Below are 13,302 nucleotides of genomic sequence, written 5' to 3'. Positions count from 1 at the left end.
TGCGCACATTATGCTGACGCCGTGCTGATCGCCATCTCGAACACCCCCCGCGACTACGCCTGGGGGAGCCCGACCCTCATCGCCGACCTGGAGGGGCGCGAGCCCACCGGGGCCCCCGAAGCCGAGGTGTGGTTCGGCGACCACCCGGGATCGCCGGCCGAGGTGCACGACGGCTCCGCCCGCACGCTCGACGCGTGGCTGCCGGCCGTCGCGGCCGAGCAGGGTGTTCCCGCGAAGCTGCCGTACCTGTTGAAGCTCCTCGCCGCGGGAGCTCCCCTCTCGATCCAGGTGCACCCCTCGAAGGAGCAGGCGGTCGAGGGCTTCGCCCGTGAGGAGCGTGCCGGGATTCCCCGCGATGCGGGGGAGCGCAATTACAAGGACGACAACCACAAGCCCGAGGTGATCGTCGCGCTGAGCGACACCTTCACCGCCCTCGCGGGGCTCCGCGACCTGGAGCGCACGCGTACCCTCGTCTCGGCCCTGGGTGACGCTCCCGCCGTCGAGACCCTGCGGGCCCACCTGGCCGGCGACGACGCGCTGCGCTCCGCGATCGGTTGGCTGCTCGGCGAGGCTGAGCGCGCCGAGATCGAAGAGATCGTGGATGCCGCGGCCTCGGCCGAGGCGCCGGAGTTCGGCGCCGAGCTGGCCCTGACGCGCTCGCTGCACGCAGCGTACCCCGCCGACCCGGGCATCGTGGTGGCCCTGCTGATGAACCTCGTCGAGCTGCGCCGCGGGGAGGCGATCTTCGTCCCCGCCGGCGTCCTGCACGCTTACGTCGCCGGTCTCGGCGTCGAGATCATGGCGGCGAGCGACAACGTGCTGCGCGGGGGCCTGACACCCAAGCACATCGACGTGTCCGAACTGCTCGCCCTGGTCGACTTCCGGCCGGCCGAGCCCCCGTTCCTGCGCCCGGTCGCGACGGGGGAGAACGCCGAGGTCTTCGCGCCCGGGATCGCCGACTTCGCGCTCGGTCGCTTCGAGGTGGGCGCCGCGGGCAGCCTGGAGCTCCGCGGTGTCGCGATCGCCCTCGGCGTGACGGGCGGGACCGTGCTCACGGGCGCCTCGGGGCGGAGCATCACCGTGCTCCCGGGTCAGGCCGCCCTCGTCACGCCCGACGAGTCCCCTCTCGCCGCGGACGGTGGCGGCGAGGTCTTCGTCGCCATGCCCGGTGCGTGAGAGCCGCGACACGCCGGGGACGCGGCTAAAGGTTCACCTCGCCCTTGAGGGTTTACGATCCGCGACTTGACTCAGCGGAATGACACGGGTGTAATTATGACTGCGCGGAACCGCGTCATGGGGGCTTGAACGAGGCGGAGGACGATATGGCGACGTCGCAGTACCGGTCCGGTGTCCCGGAGAATTGGTTCGTCGATCCGGTCGATCTGGGTGTACCCGGCGTCCGCCGCGACATCGACTCCACCGAAGAGAACACACTCGCCTGGCAGACCGACGCGCTCTGCTCGCAGACCGACCCCGAGGCGTTCTTCCCCGAGAAGGGCGGCTCGACGCGAGATGCCAAGCGCATCTGCACGTCGTGCGACGTCAAGTCGGAGTGCCTCGAGTACGCGCTGCAGAACGACGAGCGCTTCGGCATCTGGGGCGGCCTCAGCGAGCGCGAGCGCCGCAAGCTCAAGCGTCGCGCCTGATCCGCGTCATCCGTCCGCTCGAACGATCCTCGCGCCGACGGCGCGGCGTCCGTGATCGGAGGAGCACGCGCTTAGGCTGATCCGCGTCATGCCCGCCCGTGTTCACGCCATCCTCGTCGTGCGTCCCGAAGGACGCACTCCTGCAGCGAACCATCTGGAGCGCACTCTCTCGGCCCTCGCCGCCCAGACCCGCCCGGTCGACGCCCTCACGATCGTGCTGTGCGGCTCCGACTCCGCGCTGACGCGTCTCGCCGCCTCCTCCGGTGCGGAGGGAGTCATCACGGCCCCGGCCGGCACCTCGTTCGCCGCCGCCACGGCCCTGGCCACCCCACGCCTCACCGGCGATGCGGTCTGGCTGCTCGCGCAGGACACCGCGCCCGACCCCGACGCCCTGGTGCGCCTGGCCGGCGCCCTCGAACTCTCGCCCCCGCTGGTCGTCGCGGCCCCCAAGCTCGTCGCGTGGGACGACCGCGACGCGATCCTCTCGCTGGGCGTGAGCATGAACCGCTACGGCGGCACCGTCGAACTCGCGGCCGGCGAGCTCGATCAGGGACAGCGCGACGGCGATGCCGACGTGCTCGGCGCCGACGTCCGCGGCCTGCTCGTCCGCCGCGACGCCTGGACCGCGCTCGGCGGTCTCGACCCCGCGCTGGGCGGCGCCGACGAGGGGCTCGATCTGGGCGTGCGCGCGCGTCTCGCGGGCCACCTCGTCTCGCTCGTGCCCGCCGCCCGTGTCGCCGTCGCCGGCGACGGGGTCGCGGCGATGGCCCGCGGTCGCCGCCGCGCGCGGCGGCGCGCCTTCGCGACACGGACCGCGCAACTCCACCGCCGTCTGGTCTACGCGCCCGCTCCGGCGGTGGCGCTGCACTGGCTGTCGTTGCTGCCGCTCGCCCTGTGGCGCACGATCCTGCACCTGGTCTCGAAGGTCCCGTACCGCGTCCTCCCCGAGTGGGGGGCGACGCTGCTCGTCATGGCCCGACCGGCGGCCATCGCCCGGGCCCGTCGTCGCATCCGCTCCTCGCGGGTGGTCGGATGGTCACGACTCGCGCCGCTCCGGGTCTCCCGCTCGGAGATGCGGCTGCGCTGGGAGAGCGACGTCGCCGACCCCGACGCCCCCGTGCGCTCGGAACTGCGCTTCTTCGTCGGCGGGGGAGCATGGGCGGTGCTCGGCGCCCTCGCGGTCTCGGCGGCCCTCTTCGCCCCGTTGCTGGCGTGGCCCGTGCTCGGCGGGGGAGCGCTCGCCCCGCTGCGCCAGAGCGTCGCCCAGCTGTGGCAGGACGCCGCGTGGGGAGCGCGCCCCCTCGGCCTGGATGCCATCGGCCCGGCTGACCCGTTCTCGGCTCTCGTCGCCCTGATCGGCACACTGTCGCCCGGTGACCCCTCGCGCGCGTTCGTCGTGCTGTGGGTGCTCGCTCTTCCGCTCGCGGTGCTGGGCGGGTGGTTCGCCGCGACCCGCGTGACCGAGTCGTCGATGCTGCGCATCGTCACCGGTGTCGCCTGGGCGCTCGCCCCCACCTTCCTCGCGTCCCTCACCGAGGGGCGCCCGGCCGGTGTGCTCGTCCACCTGCTTCTGCCGTGGCTCTTCTACGCCGCGTGCGTGGCGCATCGCTCGTGGGCTCCCGCGGGGGCGGCATCCCTCCTGCTCGTCGCCGTCCTCGCGTGCGCGCCCTCGCTCGCGCCGGCGGTCGTGGTCCTGTGGTCGGCGGCGCTCGTCGTCGTCGCGCTCGTGGCCGGCCGCGGTGTCGCCCGCGTCGTGTGGCTCCTGATCCCCTCGGCCGTCGTCTTCGCCCCGCTCGTGTGGACCCAGGTGCGCGCCGGCAACCCCTGGGGCCTGCTCGCCGACCCCGGCATCGTCTACGCGGGAGCCGAGGCCTCGGCCACGCCGCTCGGCCGCGCGCTGTTGGCAGCCGGGTTCCCCACGTCCGACCCGGGCGGGTGGGCCAGCCTGACGGAGGGACCGGTCTGGTGGGTGGGCCTGCTCGTGGCCCCTCTCGCGGTCCTCGCCGTGCTCGCCGTGCTCACGCCGCGGTGGATAACGGCATCCGCCCTCATCGTCATCGCCGTCGCGGGCCTGGCCACCGCCTTCGCCGCGGTGGGGATCGCCGTGTCGTTCGACCATTCGGAGCCCGTGCCGATCTGGCCGGGAGCGGGTCTCAGCCTCGCGTGGATCGGGCTCGTCGGCGGGGCCGTAGTGGCCCTGGACGCTGGCATCCCCGCGCGCGTTCGCGTGCTCCGACCCGTCGGCGCGCTCCTCGCCCTCGCCGCTCTCGCCGTCTCGGTCGCCCCGGCCCTGACCGCGCAGACCGCCGGCCCCGGCACCGACCGCTCCGTCCTCACGAACGGTCCCGTCTCGACCCTCCCGGCGTTCGTCGCCGCCGAGGGCCGCGGTTCGCTCGACATCGGCACGATCGTCCTCGACCCGCGCTCCGACGGGCTGCGCGTACAGGTGGTGTGGGGCGGGAGCGCCACCCTCTCGGGGCAGAGCACCGTCGAAGCCACGCGCACGACGGCCGACGATCAGGACGTCGAGCTCGCGGCCCTCGCGGCCGACCTGGTCACCCCCTCCGCCGACGACGTCGTGTCGCGGCTCGCCGCGCGCGGGATCTCGTTCGTGCTGCTCGAGTCGGCCCCCGCCGGCGAGGACGACGTGATCCGGGGCACGCGACTCGGAGCGGCCACCTCGCTCGACCAGCGCGACCTGCTCGACCCCGTGGGGGCGACCACACGCGGCGACCTGTGGCGGGTGAACACGGCGATCACGCCGCGTCCCGCGCTCGACGACCACCGTCTGGGCCTCCAGCGACTCGTCGCCGTCGGTTCGCTCGGTGTCGTGCTCGTCGCGCTCCTGCTCGCGGTACCCACCGCGGCCTCGCGTCGGGTCGCCCGCCGGACGCCGCGCATCGTCGGCCCGAACCCGGGAGGATCCCGATGAGCGAGCGTCGTCTCGTCCGTGTCGCCGCCACGAGCGCCCGCGTCGTCGCGGGAGCCGCGGTGGCGACGGCCGCCGTCATCGGCACGGTCGTCGGCATCGCCGCGCCCTGGCCGCAGTACTCCGCGACCCCCGTGCGCGTGCAGGCCACGCCGGCGCCCGGCGACACGCTCCTGGCGTGCGACGGTCCGCTGCTGGCCCTCGGGCGAAGCGCCGACTCCGCGAGCTCGCTGAGCTCGGCGGCCGGCCAGCAGGTGGTCAGCGGTCCCGCCGACTCTGACGCCTCCCCGACCGCGCTGACGGGGGCGACCTCCGACGCCTCGGGCGACGCCGAGGCCCTGCGCGCGGCCCCCCGTGACGGCGCCCCGTCCCCGCTCGCCGCCGCCGGGTCCGCCACGGCCGCCGCGAGCGACCTCGTCGGTTTCGCGGCATCCGCCTGCCGCCCGCCCCTGGCGGAATCGTGGCTCGTCGGGGGCGCGACCACGACGGGCGCCAACGATCTGGTCGTCCTCGCCAATCCCGGAGCCGTCCCCGCGACCGTCCAGCTGTCGGTCTACGGCGCCAAGGGGGTGTCGGATCCGCCCAGCGGTCAGAACCTCGTGGTCCCCGCGGGCGGTCGCCGTGTCGTGCCCCTCGCCGGTCTGCTGCTCGGAGAAGAGAGCCCGGTCGTGCGCGTGGTGTCGTCGGGTGCCCCGGTGCACGCGTCGCTGCAGGCGCAGCTGACGCGTCTGCTGCTGCCGGGCGGGGTGGATCAGGTCGCGCCTCTCGCGCAGGCCGACACGCGACTGGTCATGCCTGGCGTCCAGGTCCCCGCCGCGGACGCCAGTCAGGCGGGCACGGTGCTGCGCCTGCTGTCTCCCGGATCCGACGCCTCGGCGACCGTGACGCTCGTGCCGAACGACCCCTCGGTCAGCGCTCCCGCCCCCACCGACATCCCCCTCACGGCGGGGCTGCCCACCTCGGTGAACCTGTCGGGTGCCGCTGCCGGCGCGTACACGGTCGACGTGTCGGCCACCGCGCCGATCGTCGGGTCGACGTGGTCGACCACCGGTTTCGGTGAGGGCTCCGATTTCGCCTGGTACGTCCCCGCGCCCGCCGTCTCGACGCCCAGCGCGATCGCGGTCGCCTCGGGCGTGGGCGCGAACCTGGTGATCGCCGGCGGCGACACCGACACGACCGTCACCCTCACCCCCGCGGACGGGGGCGCCGCGGTGACCACGGCGGTCGCCGCCGGCGCGAGCGTCGCCGTGCCGGTCGCGGCGGGCGTCTATCGTCTCGAGACGGGGGCGCCCGTGCGCGCGGCCGTCACGTACGCGGGCGCCGGTGCGCTGGCGTCGTACCCCCTGTGGCCGGCGGATGCCGCGGCCTCGGCGCTCACGATCCTGCCGTAGCGTCGCGCCGCCCGGTGCGGGTCAGAAGAAGCGGAAGCGTTCGGGGCCGAGGTCCCACGGGTCGCGGTCGAGGTACTCGGCGGCCGCCCGGAAGACCGCGCCCTCGATCATCATCCGCCGGTGCAGGTCATCGTCGTGATGGGGGTGACCCAGGCGTTCGATCGGCACGCGGTAGAGGATGATGCGCTTCTCTTCGCGCAGGACGGTCCAGCGCGGGATGCCGTCGGCCGCGGCGGGAGGCATGATCCCGATCTCGAACGAGACCTCGCGCAGGTCGGTCCAGGCCGAGCGGAGGAACTCGGCGGCGGCGCCGACCGCGATGTCGAATCTCTCGACGCGGGTGTCGATCGGAGGCAACGGCGGGCGTACGACCGGGCTGCGATTCTCACGGCCGTGACGACCGTGCCGCGAGGGGCGGGCCACGGGTCGCGCTTCGCGGGACCGACGACGCATCATGCGTTCATCCTACGTTCGCCCGCCGACCCGAAGTCATCCGGCGGACGCCGGACGGCCCGCGGGTCGGCGTCGGCGCGTCGGGCGAAGAGGCGGGCCGCGATCGACTCACGGGACGACGACGACCTTGCCGGCGATGCGCCCCGCCATGGCCTCGGCGTGCAGGGCGGGCAGGTCGACGAGGTCGATGCGCCGGTCCACCTCGACGATGAGCTCGCCCGCGTCGACGAGAGCGACGATCGCGGCGAGCCGCGGGGTGTCGGCCCGGACGAAGACGGTCTTGGCGTCGACGCCGCGGCGTTCGTCGCCGGGGGTCGCCATGAACGCCGTGGTGCTGACGACGACCCCGCCGTCGCGCACCAGGCCGACCAGAGCGGCGAAGTCGTCGGGATCGAGAGGGGCGAGGTTCAGCAGCACGTCGACGGGTTCGTCGACGACGTCGAGCAGCGAGGCCCGCGTGCGGTCGACGATCTGGTCGGCCCCCGCCGCACCGACGGCGTCGAGGCTGCGCGGGCTCGCCGTGGCGATGACGTGCGCCCCCGCGCGGTGGGCGAGGCGCACGGCGTGGATGCCGACGGCTCCTCCCGCGCCCACGATCAGCACCCGCTGGCCGACGCGGAGCCCGCCGTCGTCGAACAGCGCCTGCCACGCGGTCAGCGCGACGGAAGGAAGGGCTGCCGCATCGACGAGATCGACGGCGCGGGGAGCCGCCGTGACCGCATCGGCGGGGGCCACGACGTACTCCGCGGCGCCGCCGTCGGTCTGCATGGGGAGGAACCCGATCACGGCCTGACCCATCTCGACGCCCTCGACGCCGGCACCGACCGCGTCGATGGTGCCCGACACGTTGTAGCCGGGGACATGGGGGAGCTGTACGGGAATCGGGAGGAAGCCGGCGCGCATGCCGTTGTCGGCGGCGTTGAACGCGGATGCCGCGACCTTCAGTCGCACCTGCCCCGGGCCGGGTGTCGGCAGCTCGACGTCGTCGAGTCGCAAGACGTCGGGTCCGCCCACTTCGCGGAATCGCATGGCCTTCATGGGGATGTCCTTTCGCGTTGTGCTTCGGATTCGAAGCAATACCGGACGCTAACACTGCTACGAACTCGAAGCAAGATAGGATTCCGGCATGACACGGAACACCGCGGAAGTCACCCGCACGCAGCTCCAGGCGTACTTCGCCTTCACCGAAGTGAGCAGCCTGCTGCGTCACGCGGTCGAGAAGCAGCTCCGCGATGCCGGTGATCTGAGCTACGTGCAGTTCCAGCTGCTGGCGACCCTGGGTGACAGTCCCGACGGGCGCCTGCGCATGACGGACCTCGCCGACCGGGTCGTCTACAGTCGTAGCGGTCTGACCTACCAGGCGCAGGTGCTCGAGGGGCGGGGTCTGGTGACGCGGGCGCCGTCGCCCGACGACGAGCGTAGCGTGGTGGTCGCCCTCACCTCGGCGGGGCGCGACGTGCTCGGCGCCGTCTTCCCCGGCCACATCGATGCGTTGCACCGACTGCTCTTCTCATCGCTCACCGACGCGGACATCGCCGACCTGGCGCGGATCCTGCAGCGCGCCGCCGATCACCTGCGGGCGGATCCGCCGCGATCCGCGGCTCCGCGTCGACGCAAGGCGTGACGAGCGGTCGATCGGCGGACCGTCCATGCCGGTCGCTCGGCGAGCGAAGCGCGGCGCGGCGTCCGCGCGGTGTCGGAGGGGCTGACTAGGCTGACCCGCGATGCGCGACAGACTCTGCTCGAAGGTGGGATGCGCCCGCGAGGCGATGAGCACCCTCACCTACGACTACGGCGACCAGATGGCGGCCCTCGGCCCCCTCGGTCCCTCGGGCGACCCGCACGCGCACGATCTGTGCGCGATCCACGCCGACCGGCTGTCGGTGCCCAAGGGTTGGGTCGTCGTTCGTCACGAGACGCTGCGCACCTGATCCGCTGAGCGCTCTCGCGAGGGAGCGTCCCTCAGGCGCGCGTCGCTGGGAATAGCCGCTCGCGGGGACGGCTTTCGGCGACTCACGCTTTTTCGGTCAGGGCCGCTGCCCGCTCGTTCTCGAGCAGCAGCGCGCGGTACTCGCGGTCCCGGCGCACCGCCGACACCGCGCGAACGAGCCCCTCCGGGTCGGACGGGGGCAGCGGCGAGACGAAGGGACGCACGGCCTCGGCGAGCGAGGCGGCCACGCGTACCCGGGCGGCCGGCTCGAGCGCGTCGGCTCCGCGGACGAACTGCGCGACGCGCGCGGCCAGTCGATCGGGCAGGCGCGACACGTCGGCGATCGCTGCCCAGGATTCCCACCCCGGGGGCAGACCCGGGGCCGGAGCAGGAAGCCGGCGCGTGCGCGTGCGCTCGCTCGCGGTCCCGGCGAGCAGATCGCCCAGACGCTGAGCGCGCGGGGTGAACATGCCGACGACCGCCGCGATCGCGCCGAGCGTGAACCACACCTCGAGCACCCCGGTGAGCGAGCGGATGAGGGCCTGGCGGAAGCCCGCGGCCCCGCCGTCGGTACGGACGATGCGCGCGCCCACGGCGAGGCGGCCGAGGCTCCGGCCGCGCGAGAGGGTCTCGACGGTGGTGGGGATCGCGACCGTCACGAGCACCAGCAGCGAGATGACGCCGATCCGGACGGCGGACTCGGGCAGGGTGCCCGCCCCGACCATCGACACCAGCAGCAGTGCGCCGCCGATGAGGAGGACGACCCCGACGAGGAAGTCGATGACGGCGCCGACCGCGCGCAAGAAGAAACCGACGGGCTGGACGTCGAGGGCGACGGCCTCTCCGGTCAGCGTCTCATCGGCGCTCGTGTGGACGAGGGCGACCGCGGGAGCGGGGGTCGACGACGAAGCCATGCGTACAGTTGACCACATGGACCTCGACGCCCTGACGGCCGCCCGGCGCGACGAGTGGGCGCGGCTCGACGAACTGGGCCGCCGCAAGCGCCTGAGCGGCCCCGACGTCGACGAACTCGTCACCCGTTACCGCGCGGCTTCGGCCGACCTGGCCGACATCAAGACCTCGGCCGGACGCACGCCCGAGGGCGACTACGTCTCGATCCTGCTGGCGCGGACGCGCCTGCGTCTCACGGGCGTCCGCGACAACGTCCTGCGGCAGCTCCCGCGCTTCTTCGTGCTGCAGCTTCCGGCGGCGTTGTACCGCGTGCGCTGGAGCACGCTCGCCGTGACCCTGGGCTTCCTCGTGGTCGCGACGCTCGTCGCCCTGTGGATCTCGGGCGACCCCGCGGCCGTGGCGGCGTTGGGGGATAGGAGTCAGCTGCAGAACTACGCCGACGAGCAGTTCGTGAGCTACTACCGCGAGAACCCGAACGCGATCTTCGCCGGGTCGGTCTGGACGAACAACGCCTGGATCGCGGCGCAGTGCGTGCTGTTCGGGGTCACGGGCATCTGGCCGCTCATGGTGATCATGCAGAACGCCGTGGGGGTGGGGACGTCGGCGGCGATCATGTTCTCGTTCGACCGCGGCGACCTGTTCTTCCAGTTCATCCTCCCGCACGGTCTGCTCGAGCTCACGGCGATCTTCGTCGCGGGAGGGGCGGGCCTGCAGATCTTCTGGGCATGGGTCGCCCCGGGCCGGCGGACGCGGGCGGAGGCGCTCGCGGCGGCGGGTCGGTCGCTCGCGACCGTGGCCGTGGGTCTCGTCTTCGCCCTGGCCCTGTCGGGCCTCGTAGAGGGGTTCGTGACCCCGCGCGAGTGGCCGTGGCAGATCAAGATCGCGATCGGCGCTCTGGCCCTCGGGGTCTTCCTCTTCTACATGCTGGTCGTGGGTCGTCGTGCGGCGCGCGTGGGCGAGACGGGCGATCTCACCGAGTACGAGGCGGGCACTCCGACGCTGACGGCGGGGTGACGGCATCCGCTCACTCGGGTGAACCAGGTTCGAGGTTCCGTCTGTTTCCCGGCGTGTCATTTTTGATTCACTCAAAAAAAGATACGCTGGTCGTATGCTCAACAGTCGACCGGACGCTCCCGCGGATGCCCTCATCCGCGGGGCGGGTCTGCGGGTGACGGCGACACGCATCGCCGTCCTCGAAGCCCTCCGCGCCCGGCCGCACGCCACCGCCGACGACGTCTTCGACCGGATCGTCGGCTCCCTCCCCGGAACGAGCAAGCAGTCGGTGTACAACGCGCTCGGCGATTTCGCCGACGCGGGACTCGCCCGCCGTATCGAACCCGCCGGCCACGCCGGAACCTTCGAACTGCGCGTGGGCGACAACCACCACCACGTGGTGTGCACCGGGTGCGGCCGCATCGACGACGTGGACTGCGTCGTCGGGTCTGCGCCGTGCCTGCACATGCCGGAGGGAAGCGGCTTTCTCATCGAAACCGCAGAGGTGACGTTCTGGGGCGTGTGCTCCGATTGTCGGGCGAAGTCCGAAGCCGAAAAACCGAGAGGATCCCGATGAGCGACGCTCTGAACGGGTGCCCCGTCTTCCACGATGGTGCCGCCCCCGACGACAACCGACTGCCCGTGGGCGAAGCCCCCGCCGACAGCGAGCCCGCCGGCGCCCTGCCCCACCCCACCCAGGGCTCCGCCAACCGCGTGTGGTGGCCCGAGAGCCTGAACGTCAAGATCCTCGCGAAGAACAACGCCCTGCGCGACCCGCTCGATGAGGGCTTCGACTACAAGGCCGCCTTTGAGGCGCTCGACCTCGACGCCGTCAAGCGCGACCTCAAAGAGGTCATGACGACGTCGCAGGACTGGTGGCCCGCCGACTTTGGTCACTACGGGCCCCTCATGATCCGCATGGCGTGGCACAGCGCCGGTACCTACCGCGTGACCGATGGCCGCGGCGGCTCGGGCGCGGGCATGCAGCGCTTCGCCCCGCTGAACAGCTGGCCCGACAACGTCAACCTCGACAAGGCCCGCCGTCTGCTCTGGCCCGTCAAGAAGAAGTACGGCCAGTCGATCTCGTGGGCCGACCTGATGATCCTCGCCGGCAACGTCGCGCTCGAGGACATGGGTTTCCCCACCTTCGGCTTCGCCGGCGGCCGCACCGACGTGTGGGAGCCCGACGACGACGTGTACTGGGGCCCCGAGACCACGTGGCTCGGCGACGAGCGTTACACGGGCAACCGCGAGCTCGAGAAGCCGCTCGCGGCGGTGCAGATGGGCCTGATCTACGTCAACCCTGAGGGCCCTAACGGCAACCCCGACCCGCAGCTGTCGGCCCACGACATCCGCGAGACGTTCGGTCGCATGGCCATGAACGACGAGGAGACCGTCGCCCTCATCGCCGGTGGTCACACCTTCGGCAAGACGCACGGGGCCGCGAGCGACTCGCACGTCGGCGCCAACCCCGAGGCCGCCGACATCAACGACCAGGGCCTGGGCTGGAAGAACAGCCACGGCACCGGCAAGGGCGACGACACCATCACCAGCGGCCTCGAAGTCACGTGGACCTACCACCCCACCCGCTGGGACAACGAGTTCTTCCACATCCTCTTCGCCTACGAGTGGGAGCTCTTCCAGAGCCCCGCGGGTGCGCACCAGTGGCGTCCCAAGAACGGCGGGGGAGCCGACATGGTCCCCGAGGCGCACTCCGACGGCCGCCGCGAGCCCCGCATGCTCACGAGCGACCTGGCGCTGCGCGTCGACCCGGCGTACGAGAAGATCTCGCGTCGCTTCGCCGAGGACCCGGCCGCTTTCCAGGACGCCTTCGCCCGCGCCTGGTTCAAGCTCACCCACCGCGACATGGGCCCGCGCGAGCGCTACCTTGGCTCCGAGGTGCCCGCCGAGGTGCTCGTCTGGCAGGACCCCGTGCCCGCCGTCGACCACCCGCTGATCGATCAGACGGATGCCGCTGCCCTCAAGCAGCAGATCCTCGACAGCGGTCTGTCGGTGCAGCAGCTGGTCACCACGACGTGGGCCGCCGCCTCGACCTTCCGCGGCAGCGACAAGCGCGGTGGTGTGAACGGTGCGCGCATCCGCCTCGAGCCGCAGAAGAGCTGGACGGTCAACAACCCGGAGCAGCTGGCATCCGTCCTGGAAGTCCTCGAGAAGATCAAGGCGGAGTTCGACGCGCAGGGCGAGAAGAAGGTCTCTATCGCCGACCTGCTCGTCCTCGCGGGCAACGCCGGTGTCGAGCAGGCCGCCCTCGCCGGCGGCGTCGAGGTCGAGGTGCCTTTCACCCCCGGCCGCACCGACGCCTCGCAGGAGCAGACCGAGATCGAGTCGTTCCGCTGGCTCGAGCCGATCGCCGACGGCTTCCGCAACTACGCCTCGCGCGAGGCGCGTCTGCCCGCGGAGTTCCTGCTGCTCGACAAGGCCAACCTGCTGACGCTCACGGCTCCCGAGATGACCGTACTGGTCGGCGGCCTGCGCGCGATCGGTGCCAACTGGGACGGCAGCGACTGGGGCGTGTTCACCGACACCCCCGGCGCCCTGACCAACGACGTGTTCGCGAACCTCCTCGACCTCGGCACGACGTGGAAGCCGCTCGACAGCGGCAAGCACGCGTTCGAGGGCACCAAGGACGGCTCGGGCGAGAAGGTCGGCATCGGCACCCGCGTCGACCTGGTGTTCTCGTCGAACTCCGAGCTGCGCGCGCTCGCCGAGGTCTACGCCTCGGACGACGCCAAGGAGAAGTTCGTGCGCGACTTCGTCGCCGCGTGGCGCAAGGTCACCGAGCTCGACCGGTTCGACCTGGTCTGAGCCGCGGCACCCGGAAGGCCCGCCCCCTCGCGGGGGCGGGCCTTTCGCGCGTGTGGAGCGTCGGGGTCGGGGCGGACCATGTCCCACTTCTGGCTGTCTGGGCGGGGGTCAGGCAGCCCTTTTCGGAACATGCTCTGCGAAAAGTGGGACGCGGGGGTCGGGGCGGACCATGTCCCACTTCTGGCTGTCTGGGCCGGCGTCAGGCAGCCCTTTTCGGGACAT

12 protein-coding genes are annotated in these 13,302 nt (G+C 72.4%); 9 read left to right on the top strand and 3 right to left on the bottom strand.

The window, feature by feature from the left end; all coding sequences use genetic code 11:
• Window positions 1–21: 21 nt before the first annotated feature.
• From manA to AB6V31_RS06045, 4 genes are all read left to right on the top strand, one after another.
• A complete protein-coding gene (manA, locus tag AB6V31_RS06060) occupies window positions 22–1,176 on the top strand; it encodes a mannose-6-phosphate isomerase, class I (RefSeq protein WP_369364602.1) in 1,155 nt (384 codons plus the stop codon).
• A gap of 146 nt (window positions 1,177–1,322) precedes the next feature.
• Window positions 1,323–1,646, top strand: a complete 324-nt coding sequence (locus tag AB6V31_RS06055; RefSeq protein ID WP_074694106.1) for a WhiB family transcriptional regulator — start codon at window positions 1,323–1,325, stop codon at window positions 1,644–1,646.
• Between the two features lie 88 nt (window positions 1,647–1,734).
• Window positions 1,735–4,578 carry a glycosyltransferase gene (locus AB6V31_RS06050; RefSeq protein WP_369364601.1) on the top strand — a complete coding sequence of 948 codons (2,844 nt, stop codon included), beginning with the start codon at window positions 1,735–1,737 and terminating at the stop codon, window positions 4,576–4,578.
• A complete protein-coding gene (locus AB6V31_RS06045) occupies window positions 4,575–5,966 on the top strand; it encodes a DUF5719 family protein (protein ID WP_369364600.1) in 1,392 nt (463 codons plus the stop codon). The genes AB6V31_RS06050 and AB6V31_RS06045 overlap by 4 nt, the downstream gene beginning before the upstream one ends.
• A gap of 21 nt (window positions 5,967–5,987) precedes the next feature.
• Here the strand turns inward: AB6V31_RS06045 and AB6V31_RS06040 are convergent, their stop codons facing one another.
• Both AB6V31_RS06040 and AB6V31_RS06035 read right to left on the bottom strand, forming a co-directional pair.
• Complete coding sequence (locus AB6V31_RS06040; protein ID WP_074694109.1) at window positions 5,988–6,422, bottom strand: hypothetical protein; 435 nt, start codon at window positions 6,420–6,422, stop codon at window positions 5,988–5,990.
• Window positions 6,423–6,527: 105 nt separating this feature from the next.
• A complete protein-coding gene (locus tag AB6V31_RS06035) occupies window positions 6,528–7,457 on the bottom strand; it encodes an NADP-dependent oxidoreductase (protein WP_369364599.1) in 930 nt (309 codons plus the stop codon).
• Between the two features lie 88 nt (window positions 7,458–7,545).
• Here AB6V31_RS06035 and AB6V31_RS06030 point away from each other — a divergent pair, with 88 nt between their 5' ends.
• Complete coding sequence (locus AB6V31_RS06030) at window positions 7,546–8,043, top strand: MarR family winged helix-turn-helix transcriptional regulator (RefSeq protein ID WP_144782317.1); 498 nt, start codon at window positions 7,546–7,548, stop codon at window positions 8,041–8,043.
• 100 nt (window positions 8,044–8,143) lie between these two features.
• The gene (locus AB6V31_RS06025) at window positions 8,144–8,350 is read left to right on the top strand and encodes a DUF3499 family protein (RefSeq protein WP_056226859.1); all 207 of its coding nucleotides are present in this window, start codon (window positions 8,144–8,146) and stop codon (window positions 8,348–8,350) included.
• Between the two features lie 82 nt (window positions 8,351–8,432).
• Here AB6V31_RS06025 and AB6V31_RS06020 read toward each other — a convergent pair whose 3' ends face one another.
• Entirely contained in the window at window positions 8,433–9,263 is an 831-nt protein-coding gene (locus AB6V31_RS06020) for an RDD family protein (protein WP_369364597.1), read from the bottom strand.
• Between the two features lie 16 nt (window positions 9,264–9,279).
• Here AB6V31_RS06020 and AB6V31_RS06015 point away from each other — a divergent pair, with 16 nt between their 5' ends.
• From AB6V31_RS06015 to katG, 3 genes are all read left to right on the top strand, one after another.
• Complete coding sequence (locus AB6V31_RS06015; protein ID WP_369364596.1) at window positions 9,280–10,275, top strand: stage II sporulation protein M; 996 nt, start codon at window positions 9,280–9,282, stop codon at window positions 10,273–10,275.
• Window positions 10,276–10,369: 94 nt separating this feature from the next.
• Window positions 10,370–10,831, top strand: a complete 462-nt coding sequence (locus AB6V31_RS06010) for a Fur family transcriptional regulator (protein WP_369364595.1) — start codon at window positions 10,370–10,372, stop codon at window positions 10,829–10,831.
• Entirely contained in the window at window positions 10,828–13,080 is a 2,253-nt protein-coding gene (gene katG, locus AB6V31_RS06005) for a catalase/peroxidase HPI (protein ID WP_369364594.1), read from the top strand. The genes AB6V31_RS06010 and katG overlap by 4 nt, the downstream gene beginning before the upstream one ends.
• Window positions 13,081–13,302 lie beyond the last annotated feature (222 nt).

It is taken from the genome of Microbacterium sp. 16-032 (genome assembly GCF_041079455.1).
Taxonomy (GTDB): Bacteria; Actinomycetota; Actinomycetes; order Actinomycetales; family Microbacteriaceae; genus Microbacterium; species Microbacterium testaceum_A.
Note: the sequence above shows the minus strand (reverse complement) of the source record. Positions and strands in the feature narration are given on the sequence as shown.

Bases quoted from the DNA above. Each gene is read 5' to 3' on its own strand.
- AB6V31_RS06055 (WP_074694106.1), top strand. From the start codon at position 1,323: ATGGCGACGTCGCAGTACCGGTCCGGTGTCCCGGAGAATTGGTTCGTC.
- AB6V31_RS06050 (WP_369364601.1), top strand. From the start codon at position 1,735: ATGCCCGCCCGTGTTCACGCCATCCTCGTCGTGCGTCCCGAAGGACGC.
- AB6V31_RS06045 (WP_369364600.1), top strand. From the start codon at position 4,575: ATGAGCGAGCGTCGTCTCGTCCGTGTCGCCGCCACGAGCGCCCGCGTC.
- AB6V31_RS06040 (WP_074694109.1), bottom strand. From the start codon at position 6,422: ATGATGCGTCGTCGGTCCCGCGAAGCGCGACCCGTGGCCCGCCCCTCG.
- AB6V31_RS06035 (WP_369364599.1), bottom strand. From the start codon at position 7,457: ATGAAGGCCATGCGATTCCGCGAAGTGGGCGGACCCGACGTCTTGCGA.
- AB6V31_RS06030 (WP_144782317.1), top strand. From the start codon at position 7,546: ATGACACGGAACACCGCGGAAGTCACCCGCACGCAGCTCCAGGCGTAC.
- AB6V31_RS06025 (WP_056226859.1), top strand. From the start codon at position 8,144: ATGCGCGACAGACTCTGCTCGAAGGTGGGATGCGCCCGCGAGGCGATG.
- AB6V31_RS06020 (WP_369364597.1), bottom strand. From the start codon at position 9,263: ATGGCTTCGTCGTCGACCCCCGCTCCCGCGGTCGCCCTCGTCCACACG.
- AB6V31_RS06015 (WP_369364596.1), top strand. From the start codon at position 9,280: ATGGACCTCGACGCCCTGACGGCCGCCCGGCGCGACGAGTGGGCGCGG.
- AB6V31_RS06010 (WP_369364595.1), top strand. From the start codon at position 10,370: ATGCTCAACAGTCGACCGGACGCTCCCGCGGATGCCCTCATCCGCGGG.
- katG (WP_369364594.1), top strand. From the start codon at position 10,828: ATGAGCGACGCTCTGAACGGGTGCCCCGTCTTCCACGATGGTGCCGCC.